Genomic DNA, 17,449 nt, shown 5'->3' on the forward strand with positions numbered 1-17,449 from the left:
TTTTTTAACTTATAGTACCAGCAAGTACAGAGACTCTGCGGCATCTTTAGAATGACCGATTGCCCATATCGTACTGGAAAAATAATTTACTCAGCGTTTTTCCCCTTACCTATTATCTTTAAGGAAAAAACGTTGTATCGCCAGTTTCAATTTCCCTTCAGCCTGGTCAATATAAACTGCAGCTTGCTCTTGTGAAGACCCAGTAACAGTCATAAAGATCGCTTCTTTTAAATTGTAGTGAGTTTGATGCATGGCAGATTCAGCTGCTTCAGCTTCAATACCAGTCAAATCAATTAATATATTTTCAGCCCGTTTTTTCAGCTTCAAATTAATGAGCTTCATATCAACCATTTCATTTTGATATACTTTTCCAAGCCGGATCATGACTGCAGTAGATATCATATTCAGCGCCATTTTCTGGGCAGTGCCGGCCTTCAGTCTTGTGGAACCTCTAATGACTTCAGGACCCGTTATTAATTCAATTGCCACATCACTTATTTCGGAAACGTCTGTATTCTGATTGTTGCTGATTGAAATGGCGCATGCCCCTGCCTCTTTTGCATAAGACAGTCCGCTTATCACGAACGGTGTAGAACCGCTGGCAGTCAATCCGATCACACAATCAAAAGCGTTTAACTGATAGGATTCGAGTTCATCTCGAATAACGTCTGCATCATCTTCAGTCTCTTCAAGAGGCTGCCACATCGCTTCATTTCCGCCTGATACAATGGCAGTCCATCTGCTGGTTTCTACTGAAAAGGTTGGACCAAGCTCCACTGCATCAAGCATGCCGACTCTGCCGCTCGTTCCCGCTCCAATAACATAGACTCTGCCGCCCTCAATCCATCGCTTTACGACTGCATCAACAGCTTTGGCAATTTGCGGCAGAGCTTCATTTACGGCCGCCGTAATCACTTCATCTTCTTTGTGCATCATTTCCACAATCTGAAGGGAATCCATTTCATCAATAAGAGAAGTTCTCTCATTTCTTTCTTCGGTTGGTTTACGAACCATTAAAATCGCTCCATATCAATCGTGAATTTATAGCGATCTGCGCGGTAGACAGACCTGACTACCTCAAGAGGTTTATTTGTATCGAGCGTGGATCTTCGTTCAATCAGCAATACTGGCGCGCCTTCAGCTACTTCGAGCATCTCAGCCTCCGTTTTTCTCGCAAAGGAGGCTTCGAGGACCTGTCTGCCGTGCTGGATTTTTAATCCAAGCTTGTTTTCCACATAATCATAAATGGAGTTCACAGCTATTTCTTCTGTAAGACCATGTGCAAGCTCTTTTGAAATATAAAGCATCTCATATGCCATAGGCAGTTCATCAGCAAGTCTCACTCGTTTCAGCTCGAAAAGAGGAGCTCCTGCTTTAACATCAAGCTTAGCTGCCAGATCAATAGTTGCTTCCACCTCTTTAAAACTGATGACGCGGGTACTCGGTACAAGGCCCCTTGATCGCATATCTTCAGAAAAACTTGTTAAACCCTGAAGCGGCTGCTCAATTTTTTGATGGGCAACGAAGGTACCTTTTCCACGCTGCCGGTATAAATAACCATCATTCACCAGATTCGAAAGAGCCTGTCTCACCGTCATCCTGCTTATTCCATATTTTTCAGCGTATTCTCTTTCAGAAGGAATCATCTCACCAGGCATTAATTGCTGTTGTTGAATGGCTTCTTTTATTCCTTCTTCAAGCTGATAATAAATTGGGAGCGGAGAATTCTTTTGAATCATTTGGCAAACAGCTTCCTTTCATCTTGATGCAATTTTGATAATGCTTCTTGATCGGCAATGATGATTGTATCTGGGTGATTCATTAAAATCGTTGCCGGTATGGAGTTGGTTACATCTGAATGAAACAAATCATATAAAATAGATGATTTCTGTATGCCTGAAGCGAGAAGCAGGATTTTTTTACTTTTCATTATTGAAGCGATCCCCATCGTTACTGCATGAGTTGGTACATCTTCAATTGAATTAAAGTAACGTGCATTTGCCTCTCGGGTAGACTGTTCCAAAGCGACTAAATGAGTCTTAGATTCAAAAGAACTTCCAGGTTCGTTGAATCCAATGTGTCCATTTTGGCCGATGCCAAGCAGCTGAAGATCAATTCCGCCTAATTCCTCAATTTTAAGGTCATAGGTCTCGCATTCCGTTTTCATATCTTGTGCTTCTCCGTTTGGAAGAAAGGTTTGAGAAGAAGGAATATTCACTTCATCAAAAAAGTGTTTTTTCATATAAGCATGATAGCTGTTTTCATCTTGTTTTGATAAGCCGGCATATTCATCAAGATTGAACGTTTTAATATGCTGATAGGATGTTTTGTTTTGCTGATGATCCAAAATCAGCTGCTGATAAGTGCCAAGGACCGTACCGCCAGTTGCCAAACCAAGCACAGAATCGGTTTTTGACTTAATTTGATCCAAAATGATCTCTGCTGCAAGCATACTCATTTCATGATAATCTTTTGCTTCAATTAATTTCATTGTTCAACACTTCCTGTAAAAGAGATTTTGCCCCTGCAAAACGTCATCAGCACTTCGCAATTTTCATCAAGTACGACGATATCAGCATCTTTTCCGATAGATAAACTTCCTTTGCGCTCATAAACGCCGATTTGTTTAGCTGGATTAACAGATGACATCTTCACAATCTCTTCAAGTGAGCAGCCTGTATAATCCATCATGTTTACTGCAGCATCTCTGAACGTTAAAATACTTCCTGCAAGAGTTCCATCAGCAAGCGTCGCCCTGTCCGTATCAACCGTTACTGCCTGCCCGCCAAGGTCGTATTTACCAGCCCCAAGACCTTTTGCTCTCATTGAATCTGTAACTAATATCGTTCCCTCACTGCCTTTTACTTTATAAGCAAACTTCACCATTTCAGGAGCAATGTGAATACCATCCACAATCATTTCTGTTTTCACTTCATCCATCATAAGAACAGTACCAGCTACGCCAGGTTCCCTATGGTGAATGCCTCTCATTCCATTGAAAAGATGTGTAGCGTGGTTCACGCCGCTTTCGACCGCCTTTTCAACTTCTGAATAGACAGCATCACTATGGCCAATTGAAGCCGTAATGCCGGAGGAAGTCAAATGTTGGGCAAGGTCATATCCATTCTTGCGTTCTGGTGCAAGTGTGACCAGCTTAATATGATTATTTGCTTCTTCCAGCCATTTATCAAAAAGGTCGCATGATGGTTCAATGATATTGCCCGGCGCCTGCGCACCTGCACGTTTAGGGTTCAGAAAAGGACCTTCTAAATGAATACCAAGCACTTCTGCTCCTTCATTATTTTCCCATTCGATAAATTCAGCTGCATTTTTCAGGGCATTTGTAATTTGGCCGCGATCTGCAGTCATCGTTGTTGCGAGATAACTCGTTGTCCCTTCTTTTGGAAGGGCTCTGCTCATGGTTAAAATCGCTTCTTTTGTCGCATCCATCACATCTGCACCATCTGCACCATGGATATGAATATCAATAAAACCAGGCAAAATAGAAGCCTTGCCTTTAAGATTAATCACCTTATCATCAGCAGAAGGTTCCGGCATTTCAGCCGAGTCACCAGCTGCGATAATTTTATTGTTTTCAATAAGGATAAAACCGTTTTTGAAAACGACTTCACCTGTATATAATTTTGCATTAGTTAAATAGGTTTTCTGCATGGTTCCAGCTCCTTGCATCTATTCTCAGATTTACTATAACACCCATTCAGCTAGTTGTCTATACCAGTATAAGTCAAGATAAAACTCCCTCCAATGATCATATGCATTTTGGCATCATAGAAGGGAATTTGTATTTATAGACTAAAACGAAAAGCTTATGGAATAAAGTCTTGATCTCAAATCATTTTCTGATTTTCTCTATTTCATCCGCTACGAATTGTACTTGTGTACCCACAATGACCTGAATGCTGTTTTTACCGACAATATTTATTCCCGGCACACCTGTATCTTTAATCTTTTTCTGATCTACAGCATTCATATCTTTTACTTCAATTCTTAAGCGAGTCACACAGTTGTCAACAGAAGTTACATTCGCGTCTCCGCCTAAGCCATCATAAATTTTAGCAGCCATAACTGCAAATTTTGATCCCTCAGCGTGAGATTGATTGCCTTTTGCTGCATCTTCTTCAAGCGTTTCATCCGAATCTGCTTCTCTTCCAGGAGTAGCAAGATTGAATTTTGTAATTAAGAATCGGAATAGCACATAATAAATGACTGCTACCACTAGTCCTTGCAGAAGCAGCATATATGGCTGATTCGCTAACGGCAATCTTGAACTTAACACAAAATCAACAAATCCTGCACTAAAACCAAATCCTGCTGTCCAATGGAAAAATGCTGCTGCAGCTAATGAAAGACCTGTTAAGGCTGCATGAACCACATAAAGTGCTGGAGCTAAAAACATGAATGAGAACTCAAGCGGTTCTGTAACACCAGTAAAGAATGAAGCAAAACCTGCGGCTAACATGAGCGATGCAGCCTGTTTTTTTCTTTTCGTTTTTGCAGTATGATACATCGCTAACGCTGCGGCTGGTAAACCAAACATCATAATAGGGAAGAATCCAGCTTGATACATTCCTGTAACACCCTTTGTTCCAGTCCCTGCCCAGAAATTACCTATATCGTTAATTCCAGCGACATCAAACCAGAACACTGAGTTTAAAGCATGATGTAATCCGGTAGGAATTAAAATTCTATTAAAGAAACCATATAATCCAGCCCCAATAAACCCTAATTTACTGATCCATGTTCCAAAAGCAACTAATCCAGTAAAGATTACAGGCCATGCGAAGAACAATACTACTGAAACAAGCAGCATAGAAACGGCTGTCATGATAGGAACTAAACGTTTACCACTGAAGAATGATAAAGCAGCCGGCAATTGTACATGACTAAAACGGTTGTACATAATTGAGGCTATGATCCCTGAAAGAATACCAACAAATTGATTTCCTATTTTAGCAAAAGCAGCATTGACATTTTCCGGGTCAACCCCTTGAAGCATAGCTACTGAGTTTGTTGAAAGCAAAGTTGTAATAACAAGGTAGGCCACCAAACCGCTCATTGCGGCGGAACCATCTTTTTCTTTAGACATTCCGAGCGCTACCCCAACTGCAAAAAGAATTGCCATATTGTCAATGATCGATGATCCGGCTTTAATTAAAAATGCTGCTATCGGATTGCCCGCTCCCCAGCCTGCAGGATCGATCCAATAACCAATTCCCATCAGAATCGCCGCAGCCGGTAATACTGCTACAGGCAGCATCAATGAACGGCCGATTTTCTGTAGATATTTCATCATTTTACATTCCTCCAAAATAAAGTATAGGATAATTAAGAGTTAAAATTGATGAAAAACGACTCCTTGTATTCGTTTTCAAATTTACTATAACATGTATTCAACTAGTTATCTATACCAGTTAATTTATTTTTTTTTCAAGTACATTCTTTTCCGAATAAAAATAGTTGATCAATTCCGACACTCTTCACCTCTATTCCAAGATTGATTGATTTAATCCATACAAGTTGCTCTCAATTATTTCCTCACAAATGTGAACAGCATGAAGGAATTAGGCAAACAGCAAATCCTAAGTTCAGCTAAAAAAAACAACAGCACCCCATTCATCAGGGTGCTGTATTCTCTTACTTTTCTTTTTTCTTTTTCAAATCAACGCCGATGGCAGCGCCATTTCTGCTGGAGTCGGCCACTCCTTTAAATGTTCCTTTTTCGTGATCAATCAGGATGCTTTGGACATTTCCGATAACCACAGGACTTGGCCCAAATTTGTGACCCATTTGATTTAATCGAGTAATGACATCTGAAGAAATACCGCTTTCGAACCGATATGAGTTCAGATTGTTCGTATAGATTCTAGGTTCCTCAACTGCTGCTTTTAATTCCATATCGTATTCGATTGTATGAAGAATCGTTTGAAGCACGGATGTAATAATTGTAGGTCCTCCTGGCGATCCAACGGTTAAAACAGGTTTATCATCTTCAAATACGATAGTCGGAGTCATGCTGCTGAGCGGACGTTTATTCGGCTGAACTTCATTGGCTCCGCCTGGAACTGCGTCAAAGTCAGTGAGTTCATTGTTCAGCATCAAACCGTATCCCGGTACCATAATGCCGGTTCCAAAAACCTGCTCAATGGTTGTTGTGTAAGAAACAACATTTCCCCATTTATCGGTCACGCTGAAGTGAGTCGTTTCCCCGTACTGCCTGTCGTTTGGCTGAACCGTTTGTTCGTAGTTAGCAGCACCTTCTTCATATTTCCATGGATCACCTGCTTGAGGAGTCTTATTGACTGAATCAAGACTAATTAGTTCCTGTCTTTCAGAAATGTATTCCGGATGCAGGAGCCCATTTACCGGTACATTTACAAACTCAGGATCACCTGCATAAACTGCGCGGTCTGCATATGCAAGATGCATGGCCTCAGCGAGCAAATGATACTTCTCAGCTGAACGTACATCAAATTGAGATAAGTTGAAATCATCTAGGATCTTCAGCATCTGCAGCAAAAATACTCCGCCTGAGCTTGGCGGCGGCATGCTGGCAATTTCATACCCCTGATATTCTCCCCAAATCGGTTCATCAATGGTGACATCATATTTCTTCAAATCATCAGGCGTCATGGAGCCTCCAAAATCCTGCACAGTGTCAGCCAGAGCTTGGCCGATCTCTCCTTTATAGAACGCATCCGTTCCTTTTGAACGAATCAATTTAAATGTTTTCGCCAAATCTTTTTGAACAAGCTTGTCCCCTTCTTTTAACGGAGTTCCATCTGGAAGAAAGACATCTTTCGCCGCTGTTGCTGATAACGTTTCGGCATTGTCTGAAATTGCTGCAGCTAAAACCGAATCGATTTTAAACCCCTTTTCAGCAAGCTTAATCGAAGGACTGATCAGTTCCTTCATTGATTTTGTGCCCCACATACCAAGAGCCGTTTCAAGCCCTTTCAGTGTTCCCGGAACTCCAACCGCAGTACCGCCTTTGTATCGTTCTGAAAAAGGAATCGGTTCTCCGTTTTCATCAAGAAACATATCAGGCGCAGCTCCTGCTGGCGCCCGTTCGCGGCTGTTGATAATCGTTGTTTCTTCGGTCTTGCCGTCATACACCATCATGAACCCGCCGCCGCCGATTCCTGACATCATCGGCTCTGTCACATTCAGCGCATATTGAATGGCAACCGCTGCATCAATGGCATTCCCGCCCTTTTTAAGAACCTCTGCGCCAATTTCCGATGCCAGGGGATGGGCGGTTGCTACCATTCCGTCACGGCCTACATCAACTTGGCTGTACTCCTCTTTCTTCCCGGGCTTTTTAGCCTCAGTACTGACCGGAAATCCCCCGGCAAGCAAAATGGCAATCAGAAATACACTCAAGCTTCTTTTCATAACCTTCCTCCTCATAAGTAGAATCTCTTCTCTACCATATGGAAAAGAAATTAGAGAATCAAGCAATACGTCTGAATTATCTGAATATTAGTTCGTTCATCCTATCCTTATTTTTCCTAATTTTCCTCTTTAGGGAATATAGTATGGTGCGACACCTAGACATCAATACCTTTAGCCGACAGGAAAAATATGCTAAAATCCAATTATGAAAGGGGACTTCAAAAATGATCTTTCAAGTAAAGCGAAACCCGATTCTTGTTGCGATTGTGCTGTTTATCATTATTCTGCCGTTTTTTCTGCTCTTTCAGTCCGAAACCCTTCCATCTCTGATTATTCCTTTCTTGCTGTCCGCTTTTTTAGCCCACGCATTAATCAAATCTTACTTTGTTATTGAAAATCAAAAATTAATAATCGTGTTCGGATTAATCAAAAAAGAAATACCGATAAGGGATGTGAAGGAAATCCGCTATTCGAATAATCCGCTCTCAGCTCCCGCATGGACGCTGAAAAGACTTGAAATCGTTTTTGCGAAACCGATTGGAACGAGGCCAAATGCAGCCGCAAGATTTGCCCTTGTCTCTCTGCCAAAGGACGAAACTCGCTTTTTTAGGGAAATTGCGAAGATAAATCCTTACCTTAAAACACCTTAAAAAGTGCCGCACGGCTTTCGTGCGGCACTTTCTTCCTAATAGAGCTCCAGCCGGAAAATGGCTTCTCCGTTTTCTTTTTTCCCTGTATCTATAAATCCCGCTTTTTGATAAAGCCTTATCGCCTGAGTATTCTCAGGAGTGACTCCAAGCAGCAGAAAAGGACTGACATCATAGCGTGATTTCATAAAACTGAGAATGATCTGCAAAGCAGCAAAACCATATCCTTTTCCCTGGTGGTCCTTATCGATCATAAATCGGACAAGCCAGTACACTCCATCTTCAGGATCTTTACCGACCATCGCAAACCCGATCATCTTATTGTCCTCATAAATCCCAAGCGGCAGAAAGGAAGTTTCAAATTTTGATTCTGCCAGAGAATACAGATTGCCCGCAACAAACCTCTCTTGCTCTTTGTGAACCTTTAGCGATATACATGTCTCCCAATTATGCTTCGTAATGGGATGTAGCTGAATCTGCATGCTGTGCCACCTTCTGTTCCTTATCAAAGTATGAACCTGTTATTCTTAATACAATGAGGCCGCTGACAAAATAAACGGCAGATGCTATGAAAAAAAGGAATGTTACGGTAAAGTACTGAGCTAAAAATCCGCCTCCCATAATCGCAGCCGCAGACATAAGCGATGTAAAAAAATGATAATGGCCAACTTGCATCCCTCTTTTTTCTTCTGTCGTCCACTGCGTCAGCAGCATCTTTTCTCCATGCTTTTGCATCGCGCCAAAGAGGCCCATGATCATTTGGCATACATACACTTCTTCAATCGTTCCTATATGAGGGTAATACAAAAGAACCAGAGCCATACCGAACGAAGAAACCGCTAACATAAATTTGTCGCTTATTTTCCCAGACATGCGCCCTAAAAGCGGATGAACAAGCGCTGCTGACAGTCCAAATAATCCATACGAGATTCCGAACTGCGAAAAAGAAGCCCCTACATTTTTTATAAATAAGATATAGAATGGTAAAATGAAATTGCCCGCAAAAAACAGCGTGCTCTGAGCCGCAACAAACTTTCTGAACGAATCATTTTTCATCACGGCCATACTCCTCATAAAAGTAGTTCATGAAAAGTTCCTCTTCATCAAACTCACGCTTCTGCCTGAAAAATTCATCTGTTCGTGGGTACGCACGCTTCATTTGTTCCTTAGTCGGATAAGGCTGATACGGCAAATAATATGTGCCGCGAAACGAAAGGGTGACATCAATCATTTTCCGGATAACGTTCCTCGTCTTTTTTATCTCTTCTTCAGACATCCCCTGATTAATTAACAAAACGAACGCAAACATATCATCACGGCTGTAGGACAAGACAGCGTCTTCATTATGATCAACGTATCGAATCGTGATATTAAATAAATTGAGCTCTTCCTCTGTCAATGTTTTTCTCAGACCGTCTACATAGTCAGGAAATGCATCAACGGGGACAAAGTACTCCTGCAGAATATCCGTATTTGTCTCATTCTCGTATTCCAAAAACCCGGACTCTGACCGCATGACATTATTTCTAGTAATATAGGAATCTTCTTTTTTCACAAAATATGACTTTTGGGCTTTCCAAAACGTATTTTTTCCCCAGTCGTAATTCCTTGATAAACCAAGCAGGAATTTCATGAGTGCGACATTCTTTTCTTCACTCAGTTCATCATATTCTGTACGGGCCCCCTGTTCACCTGCAAGTTCATAGTCCGTCACATACATTTCCGTCAAAAAAGAATCAGGTGCAGTTGATAATCTGGCAAGATGCATCCGGACATTTTCATTGCCGCGGACTTCACGTTTAAAGTAATCGGCATATTCTTTATAATCGAGAGCTTTTGTTTTCATGATATAGAGTTCATCATCCGTTAAGCGGATCTCTGCATCCAAAATGACTCCGAACAAACCGTATCCGCCTATGACAAGGGGGAAAAGCTCTGGATTTTCCGTTCGGCTGACGCGTACAATCTCTCCACCTGCGTTCAGCAAGCGAAAAGATTGAATGCTTTCAATTAATGAACCATGACGGATATCCCGTCCATGCACGTTCACGCTCATCGAACCGCCCACCGTGAAAATATTTTGAGACTGCATGACTTTCACTGCAAGGCCATGCGGATTGACATAGCGCTGGATATCATCCCAAGTCGCCCCGCTTTGGACAGTGATCGTCTTTTTCTTTTTATCAAAATCCAAAATCTTATTATAGGAAGTCATATCAAGGACAATGGCATCTTTGTAATAAGTATGTCCTCCCTGGCTGTGCTGTTTTCCAGCAATCGAGATTTTCTTATTTGTCTTTTTTGCTTCAGCAATTGCTTTTTTGAAAGATTCAATCTCTTTTCCTTTTACGACCCTATCAATTTTTTCAGGCATCAATCTGCTGACATCGGTCATAAGTAACGGATCATGCTTTTCTTCTTCAGAAGCTGCTTTTAGTGAAAAGAAAAATACTGTTAGAAATCCGAGAGTGAGGAGCACTAAATATCTCTTTTTCATCAATCCACCGCCAAATAGAAAAATGTGTTATTTAGTTACATTTTACACTTTGAGAAGATTTTTGACAATCACCTTTTACGATACGGCTGCACCTTCCCATGTTTTAATCTGAAGATAAGAAGGAATACATACATTAACACCTACTAAAAGGAGATGTTTTACTTGGATAAGCAAAAATTAAACAAAGAAGTTTTAGATATATTGGAAAAGCATAAGGTCGGCACGCTTGCTACTGTAGTAGATAACAAGCCTCACTCTCGCTATATGACATTTTTCAATGATGAATTAATGCTTTATACACCTACTAATAAAAACACACATAAAGCAGAAGAAATTGATGAAAATCCAAATGTTCATATACTTCTGGGGTATGAAGGCGAAGGCTATGGAGATTCTTATGTTGAGTTTGAAGGCAAAGCAAGCATCAGCGAAGATCAGGAATTAAAGGACAAGATCTGGAACGATCATATGAAAAACTGGTTTGATGGCCCCAATGATCCAAATTACATCGTTCTTGCGATAAAGCCGAATAAAATCAGATTAATGAACAGTGAACATGAGTCTCCGCAGACTTTAGAAGTATAAGAATTTATGGACCGGCACCTGGCTGCCGGTTCTTTTTGTGCCGATTTCTTGTTTTCATAAGAACCTCATGAGAAAATGAATACAAGAACGAAAACTAGAAGGTGATCAGATGTATTACGTGGTAGTGGATATTGGCTGTTCTGACTGCGGAGAAGCTTCGAATGTTGTCGGCATATTTACGGAAGAAACAAAAGCGCGGACTGCGCTCGAGCAGTATAAAGCAGCAAATAAACTTGATCTGTATGGTGACGACCATCAATTTTTAATATACAAATTAACCGAGCTCAACTCCATACACAATAACAGCTTTGACCATCTTATTTATGACAGTGAAGAAGAATGAAGAATGGAGCTGTCCGATAAGTCCCTAAAATAAAGCAGGCAGGAAAAACTTCTGTTTTTCCTGCCTGCTTTTCTGTGAAAAGAATTAGTGGCGGCACTCGCCGTAGTACTGCTATTTTTAATGGTTCAATACTCCAAAAGTGGCGGCAGTCGCAGTAGATCTGCTTCTCTTAATTAGGCAAGTTCCCAAACTAAAGGGGCTAGTCAGATAGTCAGTGATAACTGACTTTTGAACAGTCCCATTCCTTTACCTTAATATCCCTTTGGACCGTGACTGTTTGAGCCAATCAGGAAATTCGTTTAATAAGCGATTATACAATTCCTCGTCTGTCACCTCGTTTAAATCATCAAGAGCGAAGAAATCGGCATTATCAACGACTCTTCCAATTAAATCGTCAAGTTTTTGAAGCACACCAAAATTTGCGTTTCCAAGGCCTACAAATTGCCAGAAAATATTTTGATTGGAGCAATCTATTAATAGTTTCGAAATTTTCTTATCTTCATAGATGCCTCCGTCACTGAAAAACACGACAAAAGTGGGCAGGGAATCGCTCGGTTCCTCTTGTGTATACTTGCGGATCACATCTTTCATGACTTCGGGTTCATTGTTGCCAATACCAAGTCCTCCAAAGAACTTGGGTCTAGGATAGGTTCTCTCTACAAATCCCTCAAATTCTCTTTCTGTCACGCTTTTGGCTCTCATTGACTTGCTGCCGAAAAACCAAGTATCCTTCACTCCGGCATCATCCATGCAGGCAGCGACAGCAAGCACCTTTTCAAAAGCACTTTGAACGGTTCCATTTGAATAGAGATTTGCCATAGAACCGGATGCATCAATGACGTCAGCTACTCTTGCCTTCACATGCGAAATCTTTTTCTTTTCAAGTAAAATGACGACCTTCTTTTTCAGCAAATCAATCTTAGTTAAGGTAATTGGTGCTTGCTTTACATGATCGACCTTAATTTCTTCCTCCATGTCCGATTCCTCTTCAACCGTTACTCCATGTGCTTCAGCAAGGAGTTTTAGCCCGCCGTTAAAACCTCTTCCTATCGCCCTAAGCTTATACCCCGAAGAATGGGGATACAATTCGGCAAGAACAAGTGCTTTTTCATCACCGGCATCGGTAACCTCATATGTAATTTCAGATTCAGCTGTTATGATCGATATACTGCATCCCTTTACTTCTTTAAATGCGGCAGATTCCCCATCTAAAGTTGCAGCAAAAATGCACTTTTCTGCCAATGAATTCGGCAGTTGATCCAATTGAATCGTAAAGACGGCAGATTGATCAGAAGACCGATTGAATGACACGTTTTTCTTAGGATCAGCAGGCTGAATATAAAAAATCATATAATTATCTGATGGAACCAGCCCATTTGAACCAACCATAAAGCAGCTGATGTCCAGATCACACGGCGCATATTTCCATGAAAAATGGATGTCGATTGAACCGTTGTTTCCGGAAGTGTATTGCCCCCTTTTGACAGCTTAATTTCATTTTTTATCATCCTTATCCCCCCTGAAAATAATAGTCCATCATTATTGTATTAAAAAATATTAGACATTTCTGCATCTCCTTCCAATTTGTGCAAAACGGTTGATTCTCCTAATCAAATCTAGTAGAATTGTAAACTGTGTTTTACGTTCGGATTTTAAAATTGGAAGGAGCCCAGTATGTATAATTCTGTCTTAACACGCAGTGAACAGACATCCATTGACGCTGAAGAACTTCAGTTTCAGCTTTTTAGAATGCAGGATAATCTGAAGGAAATTGCCAAGCGATGGCAGGTTGTCGGAATTGAGCAGACGAAAGAAGATAAATGGGTCGTGGTTTATGCACAAAATGACGGTGATTCATGCAAGGTGATGCTGAATGATTGTGAATCAGCTTATCGGGGCACATGGGATTTTTCCATCCATGCCACATACAACGATGATAAGGCGATTCACATCGGAGATATCAAAGGCCCTGCAAATAAGGGCTACGGATCCATTTGCATGAATTATTTAAAAGAGTTTGCTAAAGATCAAAACATTCCCTACATCACTGGCGACATTGCCAAAAGAGACTGGGATCACGTTGACCGTCTTGTCCATTTCTATGAAAAACATGACTTTAAAGTAAATATTGACTATGACAGGCAAGCAGGCGAAATTGAATGGAATGATATGTATTAAGAAGCTGACACGGTCTGCTTCTTTTTTGTTGGGCTAAAAAATGCGGAGGACGCTCTGGCACCCGAATTTTGATTTTTTACAGTTTGTTTTTCGCCGTTATTAATTTTTCATTTTTCTGAGGCGATCATAGGTTGATCGCCTTTTCTAATGGATTATCCCCATTTGAATACTTATATGGGCTCCGGCACGAGATCAGTGTTTCAAAACCGAATTTGCAGCACTTAATATGTGCTCCGGCACGAGATCAGTGTTTCAAAACCGAATTTGCAGCACTTAATATGCGCTCCGGCACGAGATCAGGGTTTCAAAACTGAATTTACAGCACTTAATATGGCCTCCGGCACGAGATCAGTGTTTCAAAACCGAATTTGCAGCACTTAATATCGGCTCCCGCACGAGATCAGTGTTTCAAAACCGAATTTGCAGCACTTAATATCGGCTCCCGCACGAGATCAGTGTTTCATTACTGAATTTGCAGCACTTAATATGTGCTCCGGCACGAGATCAGGGTTTCAATACTGAATTTACAGCACTTAATATCGGCTCCGACACGAGATCAGTGTTTCAATACTGAATTTACAGCACTTAATATCGGCTCCAGCACGAGATCAGTGTTTCAAAACCGAATTTACAGCACTTAATATCGGCTCCCGCACGAGATCAGTGTTTCAAAACCGAATTTACAGCACTTAATATCGGCTCCGGCACGAGATAAGTGTTTCAAAACCGAATTTGCAGCACTTAATATCGGCTCCCGCACGAGATCAGTGTTTCAAAACCGAATTTGCAGCACTTAATATCGGCTCCCGCACGAGATCAGTGTTTCAAAACCGAATTTGCAGCACTTAATATCGGCTCCCGCACGAGATCAGTGTTTCAAAACCGAATTTACAGCACTTAATATCGGCTCCCGCACGAGATCAGTGTTTCAAAACCGAATTTGCAGCACTTAATATCGGCTCCCGCACGAGATCAGTGTTTCAAAACCGAATTTGCAGCACTTAATATGGCCTCCGGCACGAGATCAGTGTTTCAAAACCGAATTTGCAGCACTTAATATCGGCTCCCGCACGAGATAAGTGTTTCAAAACCGAATTTACAGCACTTAATATGCGCTCCGGCACGAGATCAGTGTTTCAAAACCGAATTTGCAGCACTTAATGCGGGCTTAAGCACCAGATAAATGTTTTATGCTGCTCGTCATGAATCTATCCTATCTCCCTCCCCCCTAATTTCAAAGTTTTCAAATTATATGATTACCCTCCTGCAGCTTAGGGTATGTACAACTAGGGCATTTTTTCCTGTTTACCATAATCGCGCTATTTCAAAAAAAGAAAGGAGCCATGAACATTCAATGAGAAAAAAAGCATTACTCTTATTCTCTGCCCTTTTTCTTGTCAGCATGCTTACCGCCTGCGCAGAAAAAGAGAAATTATCAGATGGCACGGAACTGATTGACAAAGATGAATTTGTGTTTGCGGCTTCAGGTGAATTCAAGCCATTCAGCTATGTGAAGGATGATATGACGATGACCGGGTTTGATGTTGCAGTCGGCGAAGCGATTGCAAAGGAGCTTGGCCTTACGCCAGTTCAAAAGCGAATCAAATTTAAAGGCATTGTTGAAGGCGTGAAAACCGGCCGTGCAGATGCGGCAGTTGCCAGCCACACGATTAACGATCAGCGTGCAAAGCATGTTTCTTTTTCCACTCCCTACTACTACTCGGGTCCTCAGATATTCACACGCCCTGACAGTGATATCAAAACAACAGAAGATCTAAAAGGAAAAGAAGTTGCCGTAGCAAAAGGTTCTACATATGCTGCAACCGCAGAAAAATACACAAAAAACATAAAGATGTACGATAGCGATATTACTGCCCTTAAAGCGCTGAGTACAGGCCGCCACGACGCGGTCATAACTGATTTTGTAACAGGAAAAAGTGCAGCTAAAGGCGGATTTGACATCGTCGGTCAGCAGCTGATCGAACGAAGCGAGCAGGCTGTAGTCATTCCCCAGGATAATCCCGTTCTTTTAAAAAGAGTGAATGAAGCGCTGGAAAAACTCAGACAGGACGGTACCCTTAAGAAAATCAGCATTGATTACTTCGGAGAAGACATTACGACGAAACCTGAGTAACCCACCATTTGCACAGAAAGGATGTTGTTCATTTTGCCTAGTTTTTCACATTTTTTTGATTCGTTAGTTGCGAACAGAGGCGTCTTTTTTGATGCGATGCTTGTCACCCTGCAATTAACGGTTGTTTCCATTTTAATCGGTATTGTCATCGGCCTCTTTTTTGCCCTTTTAAAAATTTCTAAATTAAAAGTGCTTGGCATTATCTCGGATACTTACATTTATTTAGTTCGGGGGACGCCTTTGATTGTACAGATCTTCATCCTGTACTTCGGGTTCAGCGGACTCTTCTTAATTCCCGATTTCTGGGCTGCTTCACTGGCGCTCGCCTTTCATAACGGTGCCTACATTGCCGAAATCTTCCGCGGGACCATTCAGTCCATTGATAAAGGACAGATGGAAGCAGGACGCTCTCTTGGCATGACAAGAGGCCTTACAATGAGAAGAATCATTATGCCCCAGGCTTTCAGACGCGCTCTTCCGCCGCTTGGAAACCAGATGATTATAGGGCTTAAGGATTCGTCCCTTGCAGCCTTTATTTCCATAAATGAGCTCTTTAATGTGGCGACCACACTTGGCTCAAACAACTTTGACGAAATGACATTTTTATTAATAGTTGCCGTTTATTACTTAATTTTAGTGGCCATTTTAACACTTATCGTAAATGGTCTTGAAAAGAAAATGTCGATCAGCGACCGCTAAGGAGGTAATGCTTTTTGGAAACGAAAGAAATGATCAAGGTTGAAAAGCTGAATAAATCATTCGGCGACCTGCATGTATTAAAAGATATTGATATGAAGGTGAACGAAAGCGATGTTGTCTGTTTAATCGGTTCAAGCGGATCCGGAAAAAGCACCCTGCTAAGATGCCTGAACTTCCTTGAGAAAAAAGACAATGGAAAAATCATCATTAACGGCGAGGAAATCACTCAGGCTACACATGACATTAATGAAGTACGCCAAAAAGTCGGAATGGTATTTCAGCACTTTCAATTATTCCCTCACAAAACCGTGATTGAAAATATTATGGAAGCACCGCTTATGGTGAAGAAAATGAAAAAAGAACAGGCAGCCTCTGAAGCTCGTGCCCTGCTTGAAAAAGTAGGCCTTTCAGATAAAGCCGATGTGTATCCAAATAAACTTTCAGGAGGCCAGAAGCAGCGTGTGGCGATTGCCCGCGCCCTTGCGATGAAGCCTGAAATCATGCTATTTGATGAACCAACATCTGCACTTGATCCAGAGCTTGTGGGTGAAGTATTAGCTACAATGAAAGAGCTGGCTGTTGAAGGAATGACGATGGTTGTCGTCACGCATGAAATGCAATTTGCCCGAGAGGTGGCCGATTGGATTGTTTATATGAATGAAGGGCGAATTGTTGAGAGAGGCCATCCTGATGACTTCTTTACCAATCCGCAGGAAGAACGCACGAAAGAATTTTTAAGAACGACGCAGTTAAATTAAATGAAAAGCGGAACTGACTGTTTAGGCCCGACAGACAGATAAGACTTCACCCGAAAAGTCCGGCTGCGCCTTTTTGGGTGAATTTGTTCTGGCCGAGGGACTAGGAGGTGCAGCTAGACATCGAAGCGCATAATTTCATACAGAACAAAGCTCAGATAACTTTATATCATTCTCTGCACCCTTTTAACTTTTATA

The 17,449-nt window shown here is 41.5% G+C and carries 17 protein-coding genes; 7 read left to right on the forward strand and 10 right to left on the reverse strand.

Annotated elements, in window-relative coordinates; all coding sequences use genetic code 11:
• Nucleotides 1-105: 105 nt before the first annotated feature.
• The 6 genes from murQ to ggt all read right to left on the reverse strand — a co-directional run bounded on the left by murQ (nt 106) and on the right by ggt (nt 7,413).
• Nucleotides 106-1,014 (reverse strand): N-acetylmuramic acid 6-phosphate etherase, encoded by a 909-nt coding sequence (gene murQ, locus E2R53_RS09895; RefSeq protein WP_133311600.1) that lies wholly within the window; start codon nt 1,012-1,014, stop codon nt 106-108.
• Entirely contained in the window at nt 1,014-1,739 is a 726-nt protein-coding gene (locus tag E2R53_RS09900) for a GntR family transcriptional regulator (RefSeq protein WP_133311601.1), read from the reverse strand. Before E2R53_RS09900 ends, murQ begins: the two co-directional genes overlap by 1 nt.
• Entirely contained in the window at nt 1,736-2,491 is a 756-nt protein-coding gene (nagB, locus tag E2R53_RS09905) for a glucosamine-6-phosphate deaminase (protein WP_133311602.1), read from the reverse strand. Before nagB ends, E2R53_RS09900 begins: the two co-directional genes overlap by 4 nt.
• Nucleotides 2,488-3,672, reverse strand: a complete 1,185-nt coding sequence (gene nagA, locus E2R53_RS09910; RefSeq protein ID WP_133311603.1) for an N-acetylglucosamine-6-phosphate deacetylase — start codon at nt 3,670-3,672, stop codon at nt 2,488-2,490. Before nagA ends, nagB begins: the two co-directional genes overlap by 4 nt.
• 181 nt (nt 3,673-3,853) lie before the next feature.
• The gene (nagE, locus tag E2R53_RS09915) at nt 3,854-5,314 is read right to left on the reverse strand and encodes an N-acetylglucosamine-specific PTS transporter subunit IIBC (protein WP_133311604.1); all 1,461 of its coding nucleotides are present in this window, start codon (nt 5,312-5,314) and stop codon (nt 3,854-3,856) included.
• Nucleotides 5,315-5,655: 341 nt separating this feature from the next.
• Complete coding sequence (ggt, locus tag E2R53_RS09920; protein WP_133311605.1) at nt 5,656-7,413, reverse strand: gamma-glutamyltransferase; 1,758 nt, start codon at nt 7,411-7,413, stop codon at nt 5,656-5,658.
• 224 nt (nt 7,414-7,637) lie between these two features.
• Here ggt and E2R53_RS09925 point away from each other — a divergent pair, with 224 nt between their 5' ends.
• A complete protein-coding gene (locus E2R53_RS09925; protein ID WP_133311606.1) occupies nt 7,638-8,063 on the forward strand; it encodes a PH domain-containing protein in 426 nt (141 codons plus the stop codon).
• Between the two features lie 35 nt (nt 8,064-8,098).
• Here the strand turns inward: E2R53_RS09925 and E2R53_RS09930 are convergent, their stop codons facing one another.
• Genes E2R53_RS09930 through E2R53_RS09940 form a run of 3 tightly spaced genes read right to left on the reverse strand, consistent with a single transcriptional unit; the run spans nt 8,099 to nt 10,557 of the window.
• Nucleotides 8,099-8,542: a GNAT family N-acetyltransferase gene (locus tag E2R53_RS09930; RefSeq protein WP_133311607.1), complete on the reverse strand. Its 444-nt coding sequence runs from the start codon at nt 8,540-8,542 to the stop codon at nt 8,099-8,101.
• A complete protein-coding gene (locus E2R53_RS09935; RefSeq protein WP_133311608.1) occupies nt 8,508-9,116 on the reverse strand; it encodes an MFS transporter in 609 nt (202 codons plus the stop codon). Before E2R53_RS09935 ends, E2R53_RS09930 begins: the two co-directional genes overlap by 35 nt.
• Nucleotides 9,106-10,557: an FAD-binding protein gene (locus tag E2R53_RS09940; protein ID WP_133311609.1), complete on the reverse strand. Its 1,452-nt coding sequence runs from the start codon at nt 10,555-10,557 to the stop codon at nt 9,106-9,108. The genes E2R53_RS09935 and E2R53_RS09940 overlap by 11 nt, the downstream gene beginning before the upstream one ends.
• Nucleotides 10,558-10,719: 162 nt before the next feature.
• Between E2R53_RS09940 and E2R53_RS09945 the strand changes: the two genes are divergently transcribed.
• Entirely contained in the window at nt 10,720-11,142 is a 423-nt protein-coding gene (locus E2R53_RS09945) for a pyridoxamine 5'-phosphate oxidase family protein (RefSeq protein WP_133311610.1), read from the forward strand.
• 109 nt (nt 11,143-11,251) lie between these two features.
• The gene (locus tag E2R53_RS09950) at nt 11,252-11,485 is read left to right on the forward strand and encodes a hypothetical protein (protein ID WP_070876942.1); all 234 of its coding nucleotides are present in this window, start codon (nt 11,252-11,254) and stop codon (nt 11,483-11,485) included.
• Nucleotides 11,486-11,731: 246 nt separating this feature from the next.
• Here the strand turns inward: E2R53_RS09950 and E2R53_RS23555 are convergent, their stop codons facing one another.
• Nucleotides 11,732-12,931: a VWA domain-containing protein gene (locus tag E2R53_RS23555; RefSeq protein WP_435796794.1), complete on the reverse strand. Its 1,200-nt coding sequence runs from the start codon at nt 12,929-12,931 to the stop codon at nt 11,732-11,734.
• A 228-nt stretch (nt 12,932-13,159) separates the two neighbouring features.
• Between E2R53_RS23555 and E2R53_RS09960 the strand changes: the two genes are divergently transcribed.
• The 4 genes from E2R53_RS09960 to E2R53_RS09975 all read left to right on the forward strand — a co-directional run bounded on the left by E2R53_RS09960 (nt 13,160) and on the right by E2R53_RS09975 (nt 17,254).
• A complete protein-coding gene (locus E2R53_RS09960; protein WP_133311612.1) occupies nt 13,160-13,663 on the forward strand; it encodes a GNAT family N-acetyltransferase in 504 nt (167 codons plus the stop codon).
• Nucleotides 13,664-15,017: 1,354 nt separating this feature from the next.
• The gene (locus tag E2R53_RS09965; RefSeq protein ID WP_133311613.1) at nt 15,018-15,797 is read left to right on the forward strand and encodes a transporter substrate-binding domain-containing protein; all 780 of its coding nucleotides are present in this window, start codon (nt 15,018-15,020) and stop codon (nt 15,795-15,797) included.
• A gap of 33 nt (nt 15,798-15,830) precedes the next feature.
• Nucleotides 15,831-16,496, forward strand: coding sequence for an amino acid ABC transporter permease (locus E2R53_RS09970; protein WP_070876938.1), 666 nt, complete (start codon nt 15,831-15,833; stop codon nt 16,494-16,496).
• A gap of 29 nt (nt 16,497-16,525) precedes the next feature.
• Nucleotides 16,526-17,254, forward strand: coding sequence for an amino acid ABC transporter ATP-binding protein (locus E2R53_RS09975; RefSeq protein ID WP_070877003.1), 729 nt, complete (start codon nt 16,526-16,528; stop codon nt 17,252-17,254).
• Nucleotides 17,255-17,449 lie beyond the last annotated feature (195 nt).

Source organism: Peribacillus frigoritolerans, from assembly GCF_004358755.1.
GTDB lineage: Bacteria > Bacillota > Bacilli > Bacillales > Bacillaceae > Bacillus_P.

What these genes read in the sequence shown, in the direction of transcription:
- murQ (WP_133311600.1), bottom strand. Translation starts at nt 1,014, where the DNA reads ATGGTTCGTAAACCAACCGAAGAAAGAAATGAGAGAACTTCTCTTATT.
- E2R53_RS09900 (WP_133311601.1), bottom strand. Translation starts at nt 1,739, where the DNA reads ATGATTCAAAAGAATTCTCCGCTCCCAATTTATTATCAGCTTGAAGAA.
- nagB (WP_133311602.1), bottom strand. Translation starts at nt 2,491, where the DNA reads ATGAAATTAATTGAAGCAAAAGATTATCATGAAATGAGTATGCTTGCA.
- nagA (WP_133311603.1), bottom strand. Translation starts at nt 3,672, where the DNA reads ATGCAGAAAACCTATTTAACTAATGCAAAATTATATACAGGTGAAGTC.
- nagE (WP_133311604.1), bottom strand. Translation starts at nt 5,314, where the DNA reads ATGATGAAATATCTACAGAAAATCGGCCGTTCATTGATGCTGCCTGTA.
- ggt (WP_133311605.1), bottom strand. Translation starts at nt 7,413, where the DNA reads ATGAAAAGAAGCTTGAGTGTATTTCTGATTGCCATTTTGCTTGCCGGG.
- E2R53_RS09925 (WP_133311606.1), top strand. Translation starts at nt 7,638, where the DNA reads ATGATCTTTCAAGTAAAGCGAAACCCGATTCTTGTTGCGATTGTGCTG.
- E2R53_RS09930 (WP_133311607.1), bottom strand. Translation starts at nt 8,542, where the DNA reads ATGCAGATTCAGCTACATCCCATTACGAAGCATAATTGGGAGACATGT.
- E2R53_RS09935 (WP_133311608.1), bottom strand. Translation starts at nt 9,116, where the DNA reads ATGAAAAATGATTCGTTCAGAAAGTTTGTTGCGGCTCAGAGCACGCTG.
- E2R53_RS09940 (WP_133311609.1), bottom strand. Translation starts at nt 10,557, where the DNA reads ATGAAAAAGAGATATTTAGTGCTCCTCACTCTCGGATTTCTAACAGTA.
- E2R53_RS09950 (WP_070876942.1), top strand. Translation starts at nt 11,252, where the DNA reads ATGTATTACGTGGTAGTGGATATTGGCTGTTCTGACTGCGGAGAAGCT.
- E2R53_RS09960 (WP_133311612.1), top strand. Translation starts at nt 13,160, where the DNA reads ATGTATAATTCTGTCTTAACACGCAGTGAACAGACATCCATTGACGCT.
- E2R53_RS09965 (WP_133311613.1), top strand. Translation starts at nt 15,018, where the DNA reads ATGAGAAAAAAAGCATTACTCTTATTCTCTGCCCTTTTTCTTGTCAGC.
- E2R53_RS09975 (WP_070877003.1), top strand. Translation starts at nt 16,526, where the DNA reads ATGATCAAGGTTGAAAAGCTGAATAAATCATTCGGCGACCTGCATGTA.